General features: G+C 72.0%; 13 protein-coding genes. 3 read left to right on the top strand and 10 right to left on the bottom strand.

All coding sequences use genetic code 11. The features are described from left to right. Positions 1-8: 8 nt before the first annotated feature. The 7 genes from ABGB01_RS12785 to ABGB01_RS12755 all read right to left on the bottom strand — a co-directional run bounded on the left by ABGB01_RS12785 (position 9) and on the right by ABGB01_RS12755 (position 9528). Positions 9-1688 (bottom strand): substrate-binding domain-containing protein, encoded by a 1680-nt coding sequence (locus ABGB01_RS12785; RefSeq protein ID WP_347773480.1) that lies wholly within the window; start codon positions 1686-1688, stop codon positions 9-11. Between the two features lie 148 nt (positions 1689-1836). Continuing rightward, the gene (locus tag ABGB01_RS12780) at positions 1837-4410 is read right to left on the bottom strand and encodes a bifunctional FO biosynthesis protein CofGH (RefSeq protein ID WP_347773479.1); all 2574 of its coding nucleotides are present in this window, start codon (positions 4408-4410) and stop codon (positions 1837-1839) included. Positions 4411-4458: 48 nt separating this feature from the next. Continuing rightward, a complete protein-coding gene (locus ABGB01_RS12775; RefSeq protein ID WP_347773478.1) occupies positions 4459-5355 on the bottom strand; it encodes a DNA-3-methyladenine glycosylase 2 family protein in 897 nt (298 codons plus the stop codon). A 30-nt stretch (positions 5356-5385) separates the two neighbouring features. Then, positions 5386-6477, bottom strand: a complete 1092-nt coding sequence (locus ABGB01_RS12770) for an NDP-sugar synthase (protein WP_347773511.1) — start codon at positions 6475-6477, stop codon at positions 5386-5388. Positions 6478-6497: 20 nt separating this feature from the next. Then, positions 6498-7613, bottom strand: a complete 1116-nt coding sequence (locus ABGB01_RS12765; protein WP_347773477.1) for a glycosyltransferase family 1 protein — start codon at positions 7611-7613, stop codon at positions 6498-6500. 95 nt (positions 7614-7708) lie between these two features. After that, the gene (locus ABGB01_RS12760; protein WP_347773476.1) at positions 7709-8623 is read right to left on the bottom strand and encodes a lysylphosphatidylglycerol synthase domain-containing protein; all 915 of its coding nucleotides are present in this window, start codon (positions 8621-8623) and stop codon (positions 7709-7711) included. A gap of 77 nt (positions 8624-8700) precedes the next feature. Continuing rightward, positions 8701-9528, bottom strand: a complete 828-nt coding sequence (locus tag ABGB01_RS12755) for a class I SAM-dependent methyltransferase (protein WP_347773475.1) — start codon at positions 9526-9528, stop codon at positions 8701-8703. 269 nt (positions 9529-9797) lie between these two features. Here ABGB01_RS12755 and ABGB01_RS12750 point away from each other — a divergent pair, with 269 nt between their 5' ends. Further along, a complete protein-coding gene (locus ABGB01_RS12750) occupies positions 9798-10757 on the top strand; it encodes a lysylphosphatidylglycerol synthase transmembrane domain-containing protein (protein WP_347773474.1) in 960 nt (319 codons plus the stop codon). Here the strand turns inward: ABGB01_RS12750 and ABGB01_RS12745 are convergent. From ABGB01_RS12745 to ABGB01_RS12735, 3 genes are read right to left on the bottom strand one after another with little or no spacing between them, the layout of a single operon-like run. Further along, the gene (locus ABGB01_RS12745; protein ID WP_347773473.1) at positions 10658-11719 is read right to left on the bottom strand and encodes a glycosyltransferase family 4 protein; all 1062 of its coding nucleotides are present in this window, start codon (positions 11717-11719) and stop codon (positions 10658-10660) included. The two genes, ABGB01_RS12750 and ABGB01_RS12745, sit on opposite strands and share 100 nt — an antisense overlap. 3 nt (positions 11720-11722) lie before the next feature. Then, a complete protein-coding gene (locus tag ABGB01_RS12740; RefSeq protein ID WP_347773472.1) occupies positions 11723-12652 on the bottom strand; it encodes a glycosyltransferase family 2 protein in 930 nt (309 codons plus the stop codon). Positions 12653-12707: 55 nt separating this feature from the next. Continuing rightward, positions 12708-14708: a glycosyltransferase family 39 protein gene (locus ABGB01_RS12735; RefSeq protein ID WP_347773471.1), complete on the bottom strand. Its 2001-nt coding sequence runs from the start codon at positions 14706-14708 to the stop codon at positions 12708-12710. 158 nt (positions 14709-14866) lie between these two features. Here ABGB01_RS12735 and ABGB01_RS12730 point away from each other — a divergent pair, with 158 nt between their 5' ends. Continuing rightward, entirely contained in the window at positions 14867-16357 is a 1491-nt protein-coding gene (locus ABGB01_RS12730; RefSeq protein ID WP_347773470.1) for a hypothetical protein, read from the top strand. Between the two features lie 264 nt (positions 16358-16621). Then, positions 16622-18190 carry an LCP family protein gene (locus tag ABGB01_RS12725; protein ID WP_347773469.1) on the top strand — a complete coding sequence of 523 codons (1569 nt, stop codon included), beginning with the start codon at positions 16622-16624 and terminating at the stop codon, positions 18188-18190. Positions 18191-18240: the final 50 nt, after the last annotated feature.

Genomic DNA, 18240 nt, shown 5'->3' with positions numbered 1-18240 from the left:
CGCGGCCCTCAGGTCGTCGGCTTGCAGGTGGGGTGGCAGAGCCGGCGGGCGAGGGCGGCGAGGAAGACGTCGATGATCTCCTCCGGCTCCTTCGCCGCGTGCAGCGAGCCGTTCGTGGCGGCCGCGATCTGCGACAGGCTCGGCCGGTCCACGTCCTTGCCGAACGCGATGATGATGATCTGGACGGGCCGGTCCGGGTTCCACCCGTCCCGCAAGGCCTCGAGAAGCCCCGCGAGGTCGGTGCCCTGGCCGTCGTCGCGGCCACCGGTGATCACCAGGAGCGCGTTGTTCATGTCGTCGTGGTAGTCGCCGGTGACCTTGCGGAAGCCGCTCAGTATCGAGTCGTAGAGCGAGCTCTTCGTCTTCGGGTGGGCGGTCATCGTGCTGGTCAGCTCGTCCAGCCGGCTGCGCCGGATCACCTGCCCCGACTCGGGTTCGTTGATCGGCCCGAGCGTGACCCGCTCCCGGTAACCCTTGATGCCGCCGAGCCGGTCGGCGAACTCCCAGAAACCCATGTGCGTGGAGTCGGGGAACAACCGCAGCCCGATCTTGGCCGCGTCCAGCGCCACCCTGATCTTGGTCTTGCCGTTCAGCTTCTCCGCCATGTGCTTGGAGGCGTCGGTCAGCACCAGGATGTTCGTCGGCGGGGCCAGTCTGCTCCAGGCGGCCAGCGCCGCGTCGATGTCCTGCGGCGACACCGACGGCCTCGTCCTCGGAGCGGCCGAGGGGATCTGCGGCCCGGGAGAGATCGGCCCCTGCCGCCCGTCTCCCGACCTGAACCCGGCCCGCCGTACGATCTCCTGGGCCTGCGGCCCCTCCAGCCAGCCGGCGAAGGCCGCGGACGCCTCCGCGACCGCCGGGTCGGTGGCGGTGACCACGTACGGATAGTCGAGGTTGATCGTGCCCTCGCGCGGGTGCAGCGCCACCACCGGGTCGTCCGACGGGCGCAAATTGTGTTGCCACACCGACTGCTCGGGGACGATCACGACCGGTCGTTTCCAGAGCGCGCGGTCGTCGACCGCGTCCAGCATGCTGCGGTAGTCGGGGGCCGAGCCGGCCTGCGCCCACCGTACGAACGCGGTCAGCGCCTTGTCGGCCTCCGGGCCCGTGCCGACGACGTCCCTGGCGGCGGCCACCGTGGCGATGCCCGCCCCGGCGAGGGACGGGTCGGGCACGCGGACGATGTCGGGCTCGTCCTCGGTGGGTGTCAGCCGCCCGCGCGCGGTCGAGGGGAAGACCATCCGCCAGTTCATCTCGGTCTTGCCGACGGAGAAGCGCTCGGCCAGCGACTGGCGGGTCGCGAACACGAGCGGCGACGTGGCCACCACGCTCTCGCCCGCGGGCAGCGCGCTCGCCCCTTGCTGGCGGGCCAGCCTGATCCACGCGGAGGAGTCGGCGATCCAGCCGTCGGGCCGCTCGCGCAGCACGCCCGCCCGGTCGCCGATCAGCGTGCGCAGGACGGTGGCCGGCGGGTGCTCGGTCACCTGGACCAGCACGCACCGGCCGCCGACCGCCGTCTTCGTCTCGTTGAACCGTCCCGCGGCCTCCATCGCCGCGGGGGCCACGTCGACGGCTGCCGCCACGCTCACCAGAACAGGCTCTCGTGCGCTGCACAGCACGCCCCCGCCGCCGAGCACCGCGACGGCGCCCGCCGCGACGATCGCCACGGCCGTGAGCGTCGCCAGCATCCCCCGCCGGAACGCCTTCCTGCGCCGACGCTCAGGGGGCAGCGCGGCACGGTGCCGACCCAACCGCACGGTGAACCTCTCTCCGGGGAGTGACGATTCTTCCAGCACCTCCCGTGGCGGGCGCAAGCCTTGTTAGAACATGTTATAGCTAGGCGATCGGGAGGGACCTCCTGACGCTCTGGCACACGCCGTCACTCGCCTGCGAGGCCCGCAGCCGCTCCGCCGCCGGAGTCGCGTACTCCGTGGTGCGCTGCCTGGCCGGGCGGCCCGTGGCCTCGACCATCTCCCGCAGCTCGCTGATGGTCTTGTAGGAGCCGTTCTCCGAGCCGGCCATCCGGCTGATGGTCTCCTCCATGAGCGTGCCGCCGAGGTCGTTCACGCCGCCCTGGAGCACCTGGCGGCACAGGTCGTCGCGGAGCTTGACCCAGGAGCACTGAATGTTCCTGATCGCGCCGTGCAGGAGGATCCTGGCCAGGGCGTGCACGGCCCTGTTCTCCTGCGCCGTGGGGCCCGGCCTGGCCAGGCCGGCCAGGTAGATGGGGGCGCTGGTGTGCACGAACGGCAGCAACACGAACTCCGAGAACCCGCCGGTCCTCTCCTGGAGCCGCCGGATCAGCTTGATGTGCCTGACCCAGTGCAGGTGGTTGTCGACGTGCCCGTACATCATGGTGGACGTCGTGGGGATGCCCACGTCGTGGGCCGTGGTGATCACCTCGACCCATTCGGCGGCCGGCAGCTTGCCCTTGGTCAGCACCCACCGCACGTCGTCGTCGAGGATCTCGGCCGCCGTCCCGGGCAGCGAGTCGACGCCCGCCTCCTTGGCCGCCTCCAGCCAGGCGCGGACGGACATGTTCGTCCGGCTCGCGCCGTTGATGACCTCCATCGGGGAGAACGCGTGCACGTGCATGCCCGGCGTCCTGGCCTTCACCGCCCTCGCGATGTCGAAGTACGCCGTGCCGGGCAGGTCGGGGTGGATGCCTCCCTGCATGCACACCTCGGTCGCCCCCGCCTCCCACGCCTCCTGCGCCCGGTCGGCCACCTGGTCGAGGCTCAGCGTGTACGCGTCGGCGTCGGTCCTGCGCTGGGCGAACGCGCAGAAGCGGCAGCCGGTGTAACACACGTTCGTGAAGTTGATGTTCCTGTTGACGACGTAGGTCACGTCATCCCCGACCGTCTCCCTGCGCAGCCCGTCGGCGATCGCGGCCAGCTCGTCCAGCGCCTCGCCCTCCGCCCCTAGCAGCGCGACCGCCTCGGCGTCCGTCAGGCCCGAGGGATCCGCCTCGGCCCGCCTGAGCGCCGCCCGCACCTCGCCGGGCGTCGCGCCCCCGCCCCTGGCCGGCGTGGCGGGCTCCGGGGCGAGGCGGTCGCGGAGTGCGGTCCAGTCGCCGTAGACGTGGTCGAAGTCGTCGCGCCGGTCGCTGGTCCGCCCGGTCGTGTCGACCTCGACGTGCAGATCGACCCGGCCCGACGCGGTGAACCCCCCGTCGGGCTCCTGCCAGGGCAGCCCGCGCGGGACGGCGTCCTGCCTGGCCAGGCCCGTGGCCGGGTCCGCCAGGGCGGCCACGTGCCCGAGCAGCCGCGGGTCGAGCCAGGGCTCCCCCGCCAGCACGTACTCGGGATAGATCGTCAGCCGCTCCCGCAGCAGGAAGCCCTCCTCGGCGGTGCGGGCCGCGAGGTCGTCGATCTGCGGCCAGGGCCGCTCCGGGTTCACGTGGTCGGGCGTGAGCGGCGACACCCCGCCCCAGTCGTCGATGCCCGCCCGGATCATGAGCGCGTACTCGGCGTCCACCAGGTTCGGCGGCGCCTGGAGGCGGACGCGGGGCCCGAGGACGAGGCGGGCGACGGCGATGGTGGCCGCCAGCTCCTGCAAGTCGGCGTCGGGCAGCCCGCGCATGGCGGTGTCCGGCTTGGCGCGGAAGTTCTGGACGATGACCTCCTGGATGCCGCCGTACTCGCGGGCCACCCGCCGGATCGCGAAGATCGACTCCGCCCGGTCCTCCACCGTCTCGCCGATGCCGATGAGGATCCCGGTCGTGAAGGGCACGCCGCTGCGGCCGGCGTCCTCCAGCACCCGCAGCCGCACGGCCGGGTCCTTGTCCGGCGAACCGTGGTGGGGCTGCCCCTTCTCCTCGAACAACCGCCGCGACGTCGTCTCCAGCATCATCCCCATGGACGGCGCGACGGGCTTGAGCCGCTGCAGGTCGCGCCAGCTCAGCACCCCCGGGTTGAGATGCGGCAGCAACCCGGTCTCCTCCAGCACCCTGATCGCCATGGCCCGCACGTAGGACAGCGTGTCGTCGTAGCCGTGCGCGTCGAGCCACTCGCGGGCCTGGCGCCAGCGGTCCTCCGGCCGGTCGCCCAGCGTGAACAGCGCCTCCTTGCACCCCATCGCCGCCCCCTGCCGGGCGATCTCCAGCACCTCGTCGGGGCTCAGGAACGGCGACTCCAGCTTGTGCGGCGCGGTCGCGAACGTGCAGTAACCACACCGGTCCCGGCAGAGCCGGGTCAGCGGGACGAACACCTTCCTGCTGTAGGTGATGACGCCCTCGCGGCCGGCGGCCGTCAACCCGGCGTCGCGTACGCGGGAGGCGTGGTCGAGCAGGGCGTCAAGGCGCTCACCCCGGGCGTGCAGCAGGATGGTCGCCTCGGCGACGTCGATGGCCTTGCCATCGCGGGCGCGGGCGAGAGCACGGCGGAGCGCGGAATCGCTGACGAGACTCATAAGGGCACAGTACGTCGGGCTGAGTTCGCCGCTCGCACCCAGGGCGGCTCAGAACGCCCGGTAGTCGCGCGCGGGCATCCGCGGCCCGCGGGCGGGCGGGCGCAGCCCGGTCAGCCAGACCAGCACCGAGGCGCGGTGCCGATGCCCTTCGTACGGCTCCAGCAGCCGCAACATCCCCTGATCGTCGGTCTTCTCCCCCGTCAGCGCGTAGCCCACGAGCTTGGCCAGATGGAAGTCGCCCACGCTCACCGCGTCGGGGTCGCCGAACGCGCGCTGGCGCACCTCGGCCGAGGTCCACACCCCGATCCCCGGCAGCGCCCGCAGCAGCCGGTCGAGCTCTTCCGTGGTGGCGGCGGCCTCCAGCTTGGCGGCGTGCCAGGCGGCGTTCGCGATGGTCCTGGCGCGCACGGCCTCGGCGCCCGCGCGGTGCCAGTGCCAGCTCGGGATCTGCCGCCACACCGCGGTCTCCGGCACGACCCGCATCCCTTCGGGAGCGGGCCCCGGCGCGGGCTCGCCGTAGCGGGTGAGCAGCCAGCGCCAGGCCCGCCACGCCTCCTGCCCGACGACCTTCTGTTCCAGCACGGCGGGGACGAGCGCCTCCATGACGCGGCCGGTCCTGCCGATCCGCAACCCTGGATTTCTGCGTACGGCCTCCGCCAGGACCTCGTGCCTGACGCTGAAGCCCGCAACGTCGTCGTCAGCCCCCAGCAGCGCCGGCAGCGTCTCCAGCGCCCACTGCGCGCCCGGCCCCCACGCCCGCCCGTGCACGGACCCGCCCTCGACGCTCACCCGCAGCGTGCAGGGCCCGTCGGGGGTCCTGGACGTGCGCCACACGACGCCGTCACGGCCGCGGCGCCAGGTGGGGTCGCCACCACCACGCCGGTGCGGCTGCAGGGCCAGCCCCACGTCAAGCGGCCCGCCGGGCTCCCACCTGCGCTCCTTCACCCTTACAGTGTGCCGCGAGCGTGCGGCGTCTCAGACGTCGCTGGAATAGCGCACCGCGCGTTCGGGCAGCGCGATGTCGGGCCAGACCCGTACGCCGTGCTGCAGCTCGTTGCCCGGCCCCACGACGGCCCGGTCGCCGATCACCGCGTCGTGCACCGCCGCGCCCGCGCAGACCCGCGCCCCCGTGCCCACCACGGAGTCGGTCACGACGGCGCCGGGCTCGATGACGCAGTCGTCGAGCAGCACCGAGCCGGCGACCGAGGCTCCGGCGCCCACCACGACCCGCGCGCCCACGGCCGTGCCGCCCTGCACCTTGGCCTCGGCCGAGACCCGCGCCCCGGCGAGCGCCAGGTATTCGCCGGTGGCCCCGGGCAGCGCGGGCGAGGCGAGCCGGCCCAGCACCAGGTCGCGCGACCCGCGGACGAACGCGGCGGGGGTGCCGACGTCGAGCCAGTAGCTGCGGTCGGCGTAGCCCAGCACGAGCTCCCCCGACTCGATCAGCCCGGGGAACGTCTCCCGCTCCACCGACACGACCTCGTCGCGCGGGATCGAGTCGATCACCGACCGGGTGAAGACGTAGCAGCCGGCGTTGATGCGGTTGGTCACGGGGTTGGGGGTCTTCTCCAGGAACGCGGTCACCCGCCCGGAATCGTCGGTCGGCACGCATCCGAATCGGGTGGGATCGTCCACTTCTGTCAAATGGAGCGTTACAGCGGCCCGTCGTGCGAGGTGTGTGCGCACCTGATCGCCGATGTCGTGCCCGGACAGGATGTCGCCGTTGAGGATGAGCACGGGGTCGGAGGGGCCCGAGGTGAGCGCCTCCGCGGCGTTGCGGATCGCGCCGCCCGTGCCGAGGGGTGACTCCTCCGTCATGTATTCCAGCGAGAGCCCGAACGCCGACCCGTCGCCGAAGGCGGGCTCGAACATCGCCGCCTTGTAGGACGTCGCGAACACGATCCGGCGCACGCCGAACGATCGCGCCCGGGCGAGTTGGTGGGCCAGGAACGGCACCCCGGCGGTCGGAAGCAGCGGCTTCGGCGTGCCCAGTGTCAGCGGACGCAGGCGCGTGCCCTGCCCCCCGACCAGGAGGATCGCCTCGAGGTCCGGCAAAGAGCTCTCCATCACTCCGTGAGGTTACCGAACTATTCGATCGCGCGTTGATAGGAGCTGAGATGCGCCTCGGCCGAGGCGTCCCAGGTGAATTCGCGGGCGCGGGCCAGCCCTGCCTCCCTCAGGTGCCGCCTGCGCTCGGGCGCGGCGAGCAACTGTCCGAGCGCCGCTCCTATGCTGCCGGCGTCGGGCTCGGTGTAGGCGACCGCGTCGCCGCCCACCTCGGGCAGCGACGAGCGCTGGGTGGTCAGCACGGGCGCGCCGCAGGCCATGGCCTCCAGCACCGGCAGCCCGAAGCCCTCTCCCCGCGAGGGGAAGGCCACCACGAGCGCCCCGCCCAGGAACCCCGGCAGATCGGAGGCGCCCAGGTAGCCGGGCCGTACGACCTTCACGGTGGCCTCGACCTCGCGGCAGGCGGCGTCCACCTCGTCGTCGTGCACGCCGCCGCCGAGCACCAGCGCGGGTGGCCGCTCCAGCGTCGCGACGGCGGCGGCGAAGCCGCGGATCAGGTTCGGAACGTTCTTACGGGGGTCGAGCGCGCCCAGGAACGCCACGTAGGGCTGGCCGTGCAGCCCGCAACGCATGGCCGCCCGGCGGATCTCCTCCTCCGACGGCGAATGGAACTGCGCCAGGTCGACGCCGTGGTAGGCGACGTCGATGCGGGTGGGGTCGGCGGCGAGCACGCGCACCAGCTCGTCCCTGGTCGCTTTCGACGGCACGATGATCCGCCGGGCGCGTCGCACGGCCGTACGGGTGGCGGAGCGGAAGAACGACGCCCGCGGGCGGTGCCGGTCAGGCTCGGTGAACCAGGTGGCGTCGTGCACCGTCACGACCGTCGGCAACCCTGAGCCGAGCGGGATGGAGTAGTAGGGGGCGTGGATCACGTCCGCGCCCGCCTGGCGGGCCAGCAGCGGCAGGCCCGTCTGCTCCCAGGCGAGCCTGGCCGCCCTGTTGGTGATCGCGACGGGCCCGGCGATGACCTGCGCCGAGGGCGCGAGGCGCCGGTATCGCTCAGCCTCGGACCGCTGGCAGACCACCGCCAGGTCCGCGCCGGCCCGGTGGAGCCCGGCCACCAGCCCGTCCACGTATCTGATCAACGCGCCGCGGTCCGCGGGGACCGCCGCCGCGTCAACGAGCACTCGAGGCATACGAAGATCTTCTCCCCTCAAGATCCACGCGGGACCCGGCAGGTCCCCCTCTGGACTTCAGCCTATGGCCAGCGTCCCCTAAATCGTGGTCCAAATCACACCTTGTCGCGACGTGCGGCGATTCCCGCCAGCCCGGCGCAGATCAGGTCCCCCAGGATGATGACGACGCGCGACGTGAGCGCCACCGCGATCGCGGGACCCGCGGCCAGATGAGGGGCCAGCACCCCGACCATGGCGACCTCCCGCACCCCCGCGCCGGCCGGCACGACGAAGGTCAGGATGCCCAGGCACCAGGACAGCGCGAACGCGCCGATGGCGAAGAGCGGCCCGCCCTGGGGGGCGATGAAGAAGAAGTGCACGCCGTACGCGGTCCAGCCGGCCAGCGCCCAGCCGAGCGCGGCGAGCATGCCGCGGCGGGTGAGCGGGCGTTCGAGCGGCTCGCGCCTGAGCCGGCGCAGGGCGTAGCCGATCACGCCGTTGACGACCTTGGGTTCGAGCAGGACCAGCAGCAAGGGGAGGAACAGCAGCAGCCAGCCGTAGCGGTCCCAGCCGAGCGTGACCAGCGTGACGAGCAGGCCGGTGGCCAGCTGGATCGGCATCATCAGGAAGAACGCCGCCGCGCTGCGCGAGCGCGGCACGCCGAGGTCGCGGCCCATCTCCATCTGCGCCAGCACGGGCCAGATCGCTCCGGGGATGTACTTGCCGAGCTGGCCGACGAAGAAGACCTTGGCCGCCGCTCTGAGCGGCAGCGGGGAGCCGAGGTCGGACAGCAGGGTGCGCCAGATGAGCATGGCGGCGAGCAGCGCGGCGACCACCGCGACCAGCGACCCGGCCAGCGCGGGCCACGTCAGGCCGGCGAATCCGGCCACCACGTCGTCCCACTGCCCGGCCACGGCCCATCCGCCGAACCCGAGCGCGATCAGCAGGAACGCGTACCTGATCGCGGTCCGTGCCACGGACCGCCTCGGGCGGGCCGCCTCCTCGCCCGCGCCGGCCGAGCCATCGTTCACGCCGGTCGCGCCCGCGTGCGGACCGCCCTCACCCAAGCCACCCGTGCCCGGTCCGGTCGCGCCCGATCCGCCCGTGCTCACAGCGGGCGGACCGGCTCGGGCGGCTGCGGCAGCGCGGCGCCCGCGGGCCGCCGCGGCCTCTTGGTCGCCACCCACAGGTAGGTCGGCACGACCGGCAGCAGCAGGCGCAGCACCCCGCGCGGCGTCCTGGACAACACCGCCTTCACGACCCTGCCCAGCGCCCCCGGGAACAGCTCGGACCCGGCGAACCGGGTGGGTGTGGCCAGCACGGGGAACGTGTAGTCCCACACGTGGAAGGCGCGCAACATCCTGCGCAGCCCGCGCCGGGTGCGGAAACGTTCGTAGTAGTGGTCGGCCCGGCCGAACGCCCGCACGTAGCGGTCGGCGGCCGCCGGCGGGAGGTAGGACAGGAACGGCAGCTTGTAGTGGGGCTCCATGACGCCGAGCCGGTTGCCGAGCCCGAGATAGAGCACCCCGTCGTCCGACAACACCCGGTGCATCTCGGCCACCACCGCGTCGGGATCGACCACGTGCTCGTAGATATGGTTGAACACCAGCACGTCGACCGACCCGTCGGGGAACGGCAGCGCCGTGCCGTCGCCGCACACGAACGCCACCCGCTCGCCGAACCGGTCGGCCGCCCTGCGCAGGCCCGGCACGTCGATGTCGATGCCCATGGTGTGCTTGGCCCCGGCCTGCGCGAGCTCGTCGGCGATGAACCCGGCCGAGCAGCCGACGTCGCCCACGGTCAGCCCGCCCAGCGGCCCGTGGAAGTGCTCCAGCACCGCGATGATCTTCGCGGCCTTCCGCCTCCGCTTCTCCTCGTCGAGCATGGCGGACTGGAATTCGCTGTATTCGAGCTGCGCGACCCGTTGCTTCACCACGGTGGCCACAGTACCGACCGCGACGCCAATCCGATGTCAAGCCGCTTCGGTACGGTGGCCGACCTGGCTCAAAGCCGACGAACGGGGGCGAAGTGACGTTCTTCGACAAGGTGCCGGTTTCCACTCCCCCTTCAAGCCGAGGTCCACTTCGTCGGCACCCGCCAGTTCGCGGACTTCAAGTGGGGCACGCACCGGCGGTGCTCGCCGCGCTGGTCGTGCTCGCGGCGATGGTCTGGCTCGTCTGGGGAAGGAACGCGTAGCCTGGCCCAATGCTCCGCCGCCTGCTGCGCGTCGTCCTCGCCCTGGTCGCGCTCGGTTTCCTCGGTTACGGCCTGGCTGCGAACTGGGCGGAGACCACCGCCGCCGTGGCCGCCATGTCGCCGTGGGCGGTCCTGGGGGCGTTCGCCGCGGTGCTGCTCGGCCAGTTCTTCATGCTCGTGGCCTGGCGCGAGATCCTGGCGGGGCTCGGCACGCGGGTTCCGCTGCGGGTGGCCGGACGGATCATGTTCGTGGGCCAGCTCGGGAAATACATCCCGGGCGCGGTGTGGGCGTACGCCGCGATGATGGAGCTCGGCCGTGACCACGGCAGCCCGCCGCGGCGCACGTTCGCGACGATCTCGCTGGGCCTGGTGATCAACATCGGCGTCGCGATCTCGATCGCCGCCGCCACGCTGGGCTCGCAGGAGGTGGTGCGGCAGGCCTGGTATCTCGTGCTGCTCGTGCCGCTGATCATCGTCTGCCTGCATCCCAAGGTGCTCACCTGGGGCCTCAACCTCGCGCTGCGCGTCGCCCGCAAGGAACCGCTGGAGAGCGTGCTGCCCGGCCGCACGGTCGTCGTCGCGGTGGCGTGGACGGCGCTCGGCTGGCTCGTGTACGGCGTGCACATCTGGCTGCTGGCCGGCGTCACCGACCTTTACGTCGTGGCCACCGGCGCCTACGCGTTCGCGTGGGCGACCGGCATCCTCACCGTCGTCGTGCCCGCGGGGGTCGGCATCAGGGAGGGCGCGCTGGTGCTGGTGCTCGGGCCGATCGTCGGCACCCCCGCCGCGCTCGCGGTGGCGATTGTGTCGCGGCTGGCGTTCACCCTGTCCGACGCGACGGCCGCGGGGGTGTCGTGGCTGCTGGGCCGTCAGGCCCCGAGCAACACCCCTGTGTACGCGGACCAGAACGGCTCGGGATCGACCGCCTTGACCCCCGACCGCAACCTCTCGGGCTCGCCGGAGGCGTAGAACCGCTCGATCGTCTCGCGGAGCGCGCCGGCGTCGCCCGGCTCGACCAGGAGCCCGTCGACGCCGTCGGTGACGTGGTCGGCCAGCGCCCCGACGCGGGTGGCGATCACGGGCACGCCGTGCTCGTGGCCGAGCCAGACGTTCTGGCTGGCGGTCGCGGTGCGGTAGGGCAGCACGAGCGCGTCGGCGGCGGCGAACAACGCCGGCACGTCCTCGGCCGCCACGTAGCCGGGCCGCAGCTCGACGCGGTCGCCGAGGCCCAGCTCGGCGATCAGCGCCCTGGTCTCGTCGAGCCCGCCCCAGAACTCGCCCGCCACCGTCAGCGCGACGCCGTCGGGCAGCGCCCGCAGCAGCAGGTCGAGCCCTTTGTACGGCCGGACGATGCCGAAGAAGAGCAGTCGGCGGTGCACGGCGGTGGATCTCGCGGCGGTGGTCGAGGGCAGGTGCGGCGGCAGCCCCGCCACGCTCACGGGCGTGCCGGTCAGCCCTCTGGCCAGCGCGGCCTGCTGCTCGGAGTGGGTCAGCACGGCGTCGACCCGCTTGAGCAGCGCCCGCATCAGCGGCTGGTCGTAGGGTTTGCGCTCGTGCGGCAGCACGTTGTGGCACAGGGCGACGGCCTTGGCCCTGCGCCCCAGGCCGAGCAGGATCCCCAGGTAGGCCGGGACCTGCACCGGGCTCAGCACCGCCAGCACGACCAGGTCCGCCGAGCGCAGCCGCCGCCCCGCGGCGACCCACCCGTCGGGCCGCCGCCAGTCGAGCCTGCGCGCGGTCTTCGGATAGGGGCTGCCCTCGGGCGCGGAGATCGTCTGCCGGCCGGGATAGAGGAACGACGGATATTGGGCCCGCCACGACTCGATCACCACGTCGTGCCCCAGCGCCGCGAGCCGGTGTGCCAGCTCGGTGGTGTGCTGGGCCCCGCCCCCTTTGTACGGGTAGGTCGGGCCGACGATCGCGATGCGCACCTGTCAGTCCCCGCGCGAGCGCACGATCAGGTCAGCGAGCAGCGCCACGGACCCGATCAGCAACCCGGACAGGAAGATCATCACGGTGTTGGCCGGGAAGTAGAACGGGTGCTGGATCATGTCCCAGATGCCCTTGACGAGCCCGATGCCCACCAGCCACAGCGCGGGCGGCATCAGCACCTTGAGCGGGTTGAAGTACATGATCATCCGCAGCACCTGCAGGATGTAGCGGTAGGCGTCGGAGACGAAGCTGAACTTCGACTTGCCGGCCCGCTTGGCGTAGCCGATCGGCAGGTAGTAGACGTCGTGCTGGTTGGACAGGAACGACAGCGTGATCGTCGTGACGCAGGAGAATCCGGGCGGCAGCAGCCGGAGATAGGGCTTGGCCACCGGCCTGCGGAAGGCCCGCAGCCCGGAGTTGAGGTCGGGGATCTTCTGCCCGGCCAGCTTCTCCGCCACCTTGCGGATCACCCACTTGGCGGGCACCCGCAGCAGCTTGTGCGAGCCCTCCTCGCTGGTGCGCGCGCCGACCACCATGTCGATCGTGCGATCCTTCTCCAGGATCTGCACCAGCTCGGGGATGCGCTCGTTGGGGTAGGTCATGTCGGCGTCGGTCCACACGACGATCTCGCCCTTGGCCTCCTGCGTGCCGATGCGCCGCACGGTGCCGGCGCCGCCGTTGCGGTGGAAGGGGCGGATGCGCAGGTGGGGATAGCCGGGCGCGGCCTCTTTCAGCCTCGCCAGCGTCTCGTCACTGGAGCAGTCGTCGACGGCCACGAGCTCGTAGGTGTAGCCGCTCGAGTCCATCGCCTTGGTGATGCGCTCGACCTCGTCGATGACGTGATCCTGCTCGTTGTAGCAGGGAAGGACGATCGTGACGTATGGCGCTTCTTCCACGGCAGGTCCACTCTTGGAGGCGTCAAGCGTGCTCACGGGGATCGAGATTACTCTGCTCAGAGGAGCACCAAGTCTACCCTACAAGATCATCTCATTCGGACACGGCCATCCAGACGTTCATCCGCAGGGTCCAGGTGCCGTTAGGGGCCTCGGTCAGCGAGCGCTCGTCCTGGCGCGCGACCAGCCCCATGATCTGTGTCGCCCGCCCGTACGGCGAGACCTGGCCCTCGTCGGCGGCCAGCACGACCGGCACGCGCCCCGTGCCCCGCACCCGCTCGATCAGGCGGCGGACCTGGTCCTCCGGGGCGACGTCGGTGAGCACCCGCTTGACCGAGGCCGCGGGGCTCCCGCACGTGCCCCGCACCGCCTGCATGAACCGGTCGCCGGTGACCCGCTCCACGAACAACACCGACGCGTTCCGCGGGATCTTGCCGCACATCGCCTCGACCGCCGCCGCCTCGCCCCGCTCGATCGGCGTGAACGCCGTGCCGATCGAGGTCACGGCCGGGGGCACGAGCATCAGCACGACCGCCAGCGCCGTGCCCCAGCGCCGCACGCGGGTGCCGCGCCTGGCCGCCTGGTCGCGCAGCCAGGCCAGCGCGTACGTGGCCAGCAGGATGAGCCCCGGGATGACGACGGGGACCAGGCGGCGGGCGGCCCACGGATGGTCAGGGGTGATCTCGGGCCGCAGCAGCGTGGTGACGGTCGTCCAGCCGACGACAGCGAGCGGCAGCAGCCACTCCGAGGGCGTGCCGTCGCGCAGCAGCCGCCGGACGAGCAGGGCCGCGGCGATCGTGGCCAGCACGACCACGGGCAGGCCGACGTACCAGACCGCCCAGTGCAGCGAGTATTCGAAGTAGAGCCGGGTGCCGTCGGGGGCCATGCCGTTGGCCCGCTGGATCGCCTCGATCATCGTGAACGTGCGCTGGTCGCTCTCGTGCGTGGGCACCCGGGTGACCGTCTGCACCCACGGCCGCGCGTAGAGGCCGGCCATGAGGAGCACGCTCAGCCCGGCCCCCGCCACCGGCAGCCACCCCGGCGGCCGCCACCGCGCCAGGAGCGGCGCGGCGGCCGTACCGGCCGCGGTGAGCACGAGCACGCCCGCGCAGATGAGCAGCAGCGGCCGGATCGAACCCGCCAGATAGCCCAGGTATGGCCGGGCCAGCACGTATCCGGCGAGCATCCCCAGCCCGCCGCCCGCGACCAGACCGGCCAGCAGCCCTGGGCCCAGAGCACCCCTGTTCCTGGCCGAACGCCGCATCGCGATCAGCAGCCCCGCGAACGCCAGCACCGGCAGCACGTCGCGCAGCCCGTCGATCCTGACCAGCACGGCCAGCCCGAACACCAGCCCCGCCAGCAGCCCCCGCCACCACCCAGGCCTGGCGAGTGCGTCGCAGGTCAGCGACAGGCCGCCGAACAGCAGGATCAACGACGGGATCTCGCTGAACGTGGTGCGTGAGGTGTAGAGGATCGGCAGGCTCACCGCGAGCGCCACCGCCGCGACCACCGCCCACCGCGCGCCGGCCAGCCGCGCCACCAACCCGGCCAGCGTGAGCACGGCCAGCGCGCCCAGCACGGCGGGCATGGCGAACGGCGCCCCGAACCAGTTGCCCACCGCGAACAGCAGCGGCGCCCCCGGCATGAACTGCGGCACCACCCCGCCGGGCACGTCGAAGAAGCCGACGCCGGCGAAGATCAACCAGGGGTCGGACCCGCCGAACGCCTCGGCCTGCCGGGGGATGGGCAGCGAGCCGTGGTCCGCGATCCAGGCCGCGTAGAGCGCGTAGGTCGCCGGATCGCGCCTGACGGCGATCTGCTCGCTGTGCAGCAGGGTGTTGAACACGCCCGAGGCCACGGCCACCGCCACGACCCCCGCGACCTGCCAGGGGGTGGCCTCGACCAGCTTGCCGAGCCGCCGCGTGCCCGCCCAGCACAGCAGCGCGGCGGCGGGCAGCCCGAGCAGCGCGGCGGGCAGCGGCGCGAAGTGGCCGAGCAGCAGCAGCGGCAGCCCGGCCAGCAGCCATCCCGCCACGGCGAGCGCGGGCAGCACCGTGAGCGCGGCGAGCAACCGGCCTGGTCGATCGTGTCCCATCGGTGAGCGAGCGTATCCAACCGCGAGCACCGGGCACGCCGATGGCAGGGGTGTGGCGCGCCACCAGTGGCACGGGTTCCGCGCGATCGCCGGTACCGTACGGTGGCAGACCGCTCTGGGGTGGCGGCCTGGGGTGGCCGATCGCGCACCTCCGCGGCGTGCCGGAGATTCGGAAGGACGTACGGGTGATGTCGGAGGCTCGTGCGGAGGCGCCCGCGCCGGCCCGCCAGGGCAGGCGGCGTCTCCCGCGCGACACCCGCCGCCGGGCCCAGCGCTTGATACGGCGGCACGGGTGGTTCCTGGCCGTGCTCGGCCTCGGCACGGCCCTGCGCGTCCTGGCGATGGCGGGTTACCGGCCCGCCCTGTGGTTCCCCGACACCTACACCTACATCGTCACCGTCTTCCACCCGCGCCCCGACCTGGTGCGGCCGGCGGGCTACTCGATGTTCCTCAAGCTGTTCGAGCCGCTGCACTCCTTCGCCGCCGTCACCGCCGTGCAGCACCTGCTCGGGCTGGCCACCGGCGTGCTGGTCTACCTGGCCGCGGCGCGCCGGGCGCCCCGGTGGGCGGCGACGTTGGCCACCGTCCCCGTGCTGCTGGACGCGTACCAGATCGAGCTCGAGCACCTGCTGGTCGCCGACACGCTCTTCATGTTCCTGGTCGTGGCGGCCGTCTCGCTCAGCATGACGCGGCGGCCCGCCACCGTCGCCGCCATCGGCCTCCTGCTGGCCGCCGCCGTGCTCACCAGGACGGTCGGCCAGCCGCTGATCGTCGTGCTGGCCGGGTGGTTCGTGTTGCGCGGGCGCATCCGTCCTGCCGGGGTGCTGCTCGCCGCAGCCCTGGTGCCGCTCGTCGCGTACGGCGCCTGGTTCTACGCCACCTACCAGCGGGTCGGCCTGGTGGGCGCGAACGGCGCCTTCCTCTACGCCCGCACGATGTCGTTCGCCGACTGCGACAGGATGGACCCGCCGCCCGATCTGAAGGTCCTGTGCGACCCGCGCCCGCCGGAGCGGCGACCGCCCTCCCAGGAGTACATCTGGGCCAAGGACGCCCCCCTCGTCCTGCGGCCGGGGATCACCTTCACCCAGGAGAACGACGAGCTCGCGGCCAGGTTCGCGGCGCTGGCGATCACCACCCAGCCGCTCGACTACGCCGCCTCCGTGCTGAGCGAGCTGGGCCGCACGTTCGTCTGGGGCCGCCCGATCTATCCTGACGCCGAGATTTACGGCTACTACGAGTTCCCGGTCACGGAGCCGGGCCCGCCTGGCCGTTATCCCGCACAGGTCGGCGCCGAATATGCCAAGCTCTACGAGCAGGGTGCGATCGGCACGAAGATCGTCGAGCCTTACGCCGGATGGCTGAGGGCCTACCAGAGCGCGGCGCGGCTGCCCGGCCCGGTGCTTCTGGGGGTGCTGCTGGTGCCGCCGGTTGCGGCCGTCGCCGGGCTCCGGCGCAGGCGGCGGGGCCGGCCTCGCGCGGGAGCTCCCGCCTGGCTGGTGCCCTGGTCGGCGGCCGTCGTGCTGCTGGTCACGCCGGCCGCGGCCGCCGAGTTCGACTATCGCTATGTGCTGCCGGCCGTGCCTCTGGCCTGCCTGGCGGCGGCCCTCAGTCTCAAGCCTGATTCACTGCGACGAGAACCCGGAGGGTGAAAAGAGTTTGGCGATGATATTCCACCCAAAGTCCGGCTCTGAGTATGCTTTGCCGCGAAAACGTCACACCCGGGTCACGACCGTTGCCCACGATCATGGCCACGGGCACGCCGCACGTGTCCTACTCTCGTTGCCCGGAGCGACCAAGCCGGCGCGTCAGGCGCAAGAAGTGAGGCTGGGGGGCGTATGAGCGACTACAGGGGCGCGCCAGTAGCCGATTTTCCGCACGAGCACCGAGGTGCTCACTCTCAGCCGGGCAGCAGGATGGCCCGCAGGGCGGCGGGCTCCGCGCCGCCTCCTCCCCCGCCTCCTGACGACGACCGGCCGCCCCGCGGCCACCGCGGCGGCGACGGTCAGGGCAACAAGATGCGCGTGCTGGCCTGGGTCAGCATCGGCGTCACCTCGCTCATGGTCGCGGGCGCGCTGACCGGTTACGTCGTCTACCGCGACGCCTTCGGCAACATCAAGCAGAAGAGCATCAACAACGACATCATCAACCCGCGTCCCGTCGACACCGGCGCGCTCAACGTGCTGCTCGTGGGCTCCGACACCCGCGCGGGCGACGGCAACGCGAAATACGGCGCGGAGACGGCCAGGCAGGTCGGCGGCGGCGGCAAGCGCACCGACACGATCATCCTGCTGCACATCTCCCCCGACCGCGACCAGGCCCGGCTGATCAGCTTCCCGCGCGACTCGATGGTGCAGATCCCGAAGTGCAAGAACGAGACCACCAAGCAGGAGATGCCCCCGCGCCGCGACATGATCAACTCGGCGTACAACTCGGGCGGCGTCGCGTGCACGATCTCCACGCTCGAGACCCTCACCGGCATCCGCGTCAACCACTTCGTCGAGGTCGACTTCAGCGGCTTCAAGAACATCGTCGACGCCCTGGGCGGCATCGAGATCTGCCTGCAGAACGGCGTCAACGACAAGGCCTCCAAGCTCGTGCTGCCGCCCGGCAAGAGCCTGCTCAACGGCGAGAAGGCCCTGGGCTACGTACGCCTGCGCAAATACGGCGACGGCAGCGACCTCCAGCGCATCAGGCGGCAGCAGATCTTCCTGAGCAAGGTCATCGCCAAGGCCACCAGCAGCGAGCTCATGACCGACGTCGGCAAGCTCAGGGACTTCATCACGGCCGCCGCCGGCTCGGTCACCATGGACCCCGCGCTCGCCAACGACACCCAGAAGCTCATCGACATCGCCATGAGCACGAAGCAGCTGACGGCGAAGGGGGTCGAGCTCACCACGGTCCCGGTGCTGCCCGACCCGGAGAACCCGGAGGCCCGCGTGGTCTGGGCGCCCGACGCCGAGAAGCTCTTCACCGCGATCAAGACGGACACCGAGGTCACCGAGCCGTCGCCGTCCGCCAGCGCCAGCTCCAAGCCCAAGGTCACGCCCAAGCCGGAGCAGGTGCGGGTCCAGGTGCTCAACGGCACCAAGACCGTCGGCAAGGCCGGCGAGGTCGCCGACCAGCTGGCCGAACAGGGCTTCAAGGTGGTCGAGGTGGGCAACTACGAGGCCCCGGGCGGCGCCAGCCTGGCCAAGAGCGAGGTCCACTACGCCAAGTCGATCGAGACGGCGCCCGACTACGCCGGCGTGCTGGCCAAGGCCGTCGTGCCCAAGCCCTCACCGGCGTCGGGCAAGGTCAAGGCGACGGCGGCGCAGCCGTACACGTCCGCGACCAGCGACACGGGGGCGGCCAAGCTCAAGGGCACCCCGGTGATCCAGTTCGTCATCGGCGAGGACTTCGACTCGGTCAAGGTCAGCAAGCTGCCCGACAGCGTCGAGCAGAGCTCGATCAACGCGTCCGAGCAGAAGAACGTGTGCACCTGAGGCTCCAAGTTGCCTGTGTAATCGGGTCATATCTCCCGCGTGAGGGACAG

The sequence above is a fragment of the Nonomuraea sp. B5E05 genome, assembly GCF_039880665.1.
GTDB lineage: Bacteria > Actinomycetota > Actinomycetes > Streptosporangiales > Streptosporangiaceae > Nonomuraea.
The sequence above is the reverse complement of the archived record's forward strand: the minus strand, read 5'-3'. Positions and strand labels throughout refer to the sequence as shown.

Excerpts from the sequence above, each read along its gene's own strand:
- ABGB01_RS12785 (WP_347773480.1), bottom strand. The coding sequence starts at position 1,688 with ATGCTGGCGACGCTCACGGCCGTGGCGATCGTCGCGGCGGGCGCCGTC.
- ABGB01_RS12780 (WP_347773479.1), bottom strand. The coding sequence starts at position 4,410 with ATGAGTCTCGTCAGCGATTCCGCGCTCCGCCGTGCTCTCGCCCGCGCC.
- ABGB01_RS12770 (WP_347773511.1), bottom strand. The coding sequence starts at position 6,477 with ATGGAGAGCTCTTTGCCGGACCTCGAGGCGATCCTCCTGGTCGGGGGG.
- ABGB01_RS12765 (WP_347773477.1), bottom strand. The coding sequence starts at position 7,613 with ATGCCTCGAGTGCTCGTTGACGCGGCGGCGGTCCCCGCGGACCGCGGC.
- ABGB01_RS12750 (WP_347773474.1), top strand. The coding sequence starts at position 9,798 with ATGCTCCGCCGCCTGCTGCGCGTCGTCCTCGCCCTGGTCGCGCTCGGT.
- ABGB01_RS12735 (WP_347773471.1), bottom strand. The coding sequence starts at position 14,708 with ATGGGACACGATCGACCAGGCCGGTTGCTCGCCGCGCTCACGGTGCTG.
- ABGB01_RS12725 (WP_347773469.1), top strand. The coding sequence starts at position 16,622 with ATGGCCCGCAGGGCGGCGGGCTCCGCGCCGCCTCCTCCCCCGCCTCCT.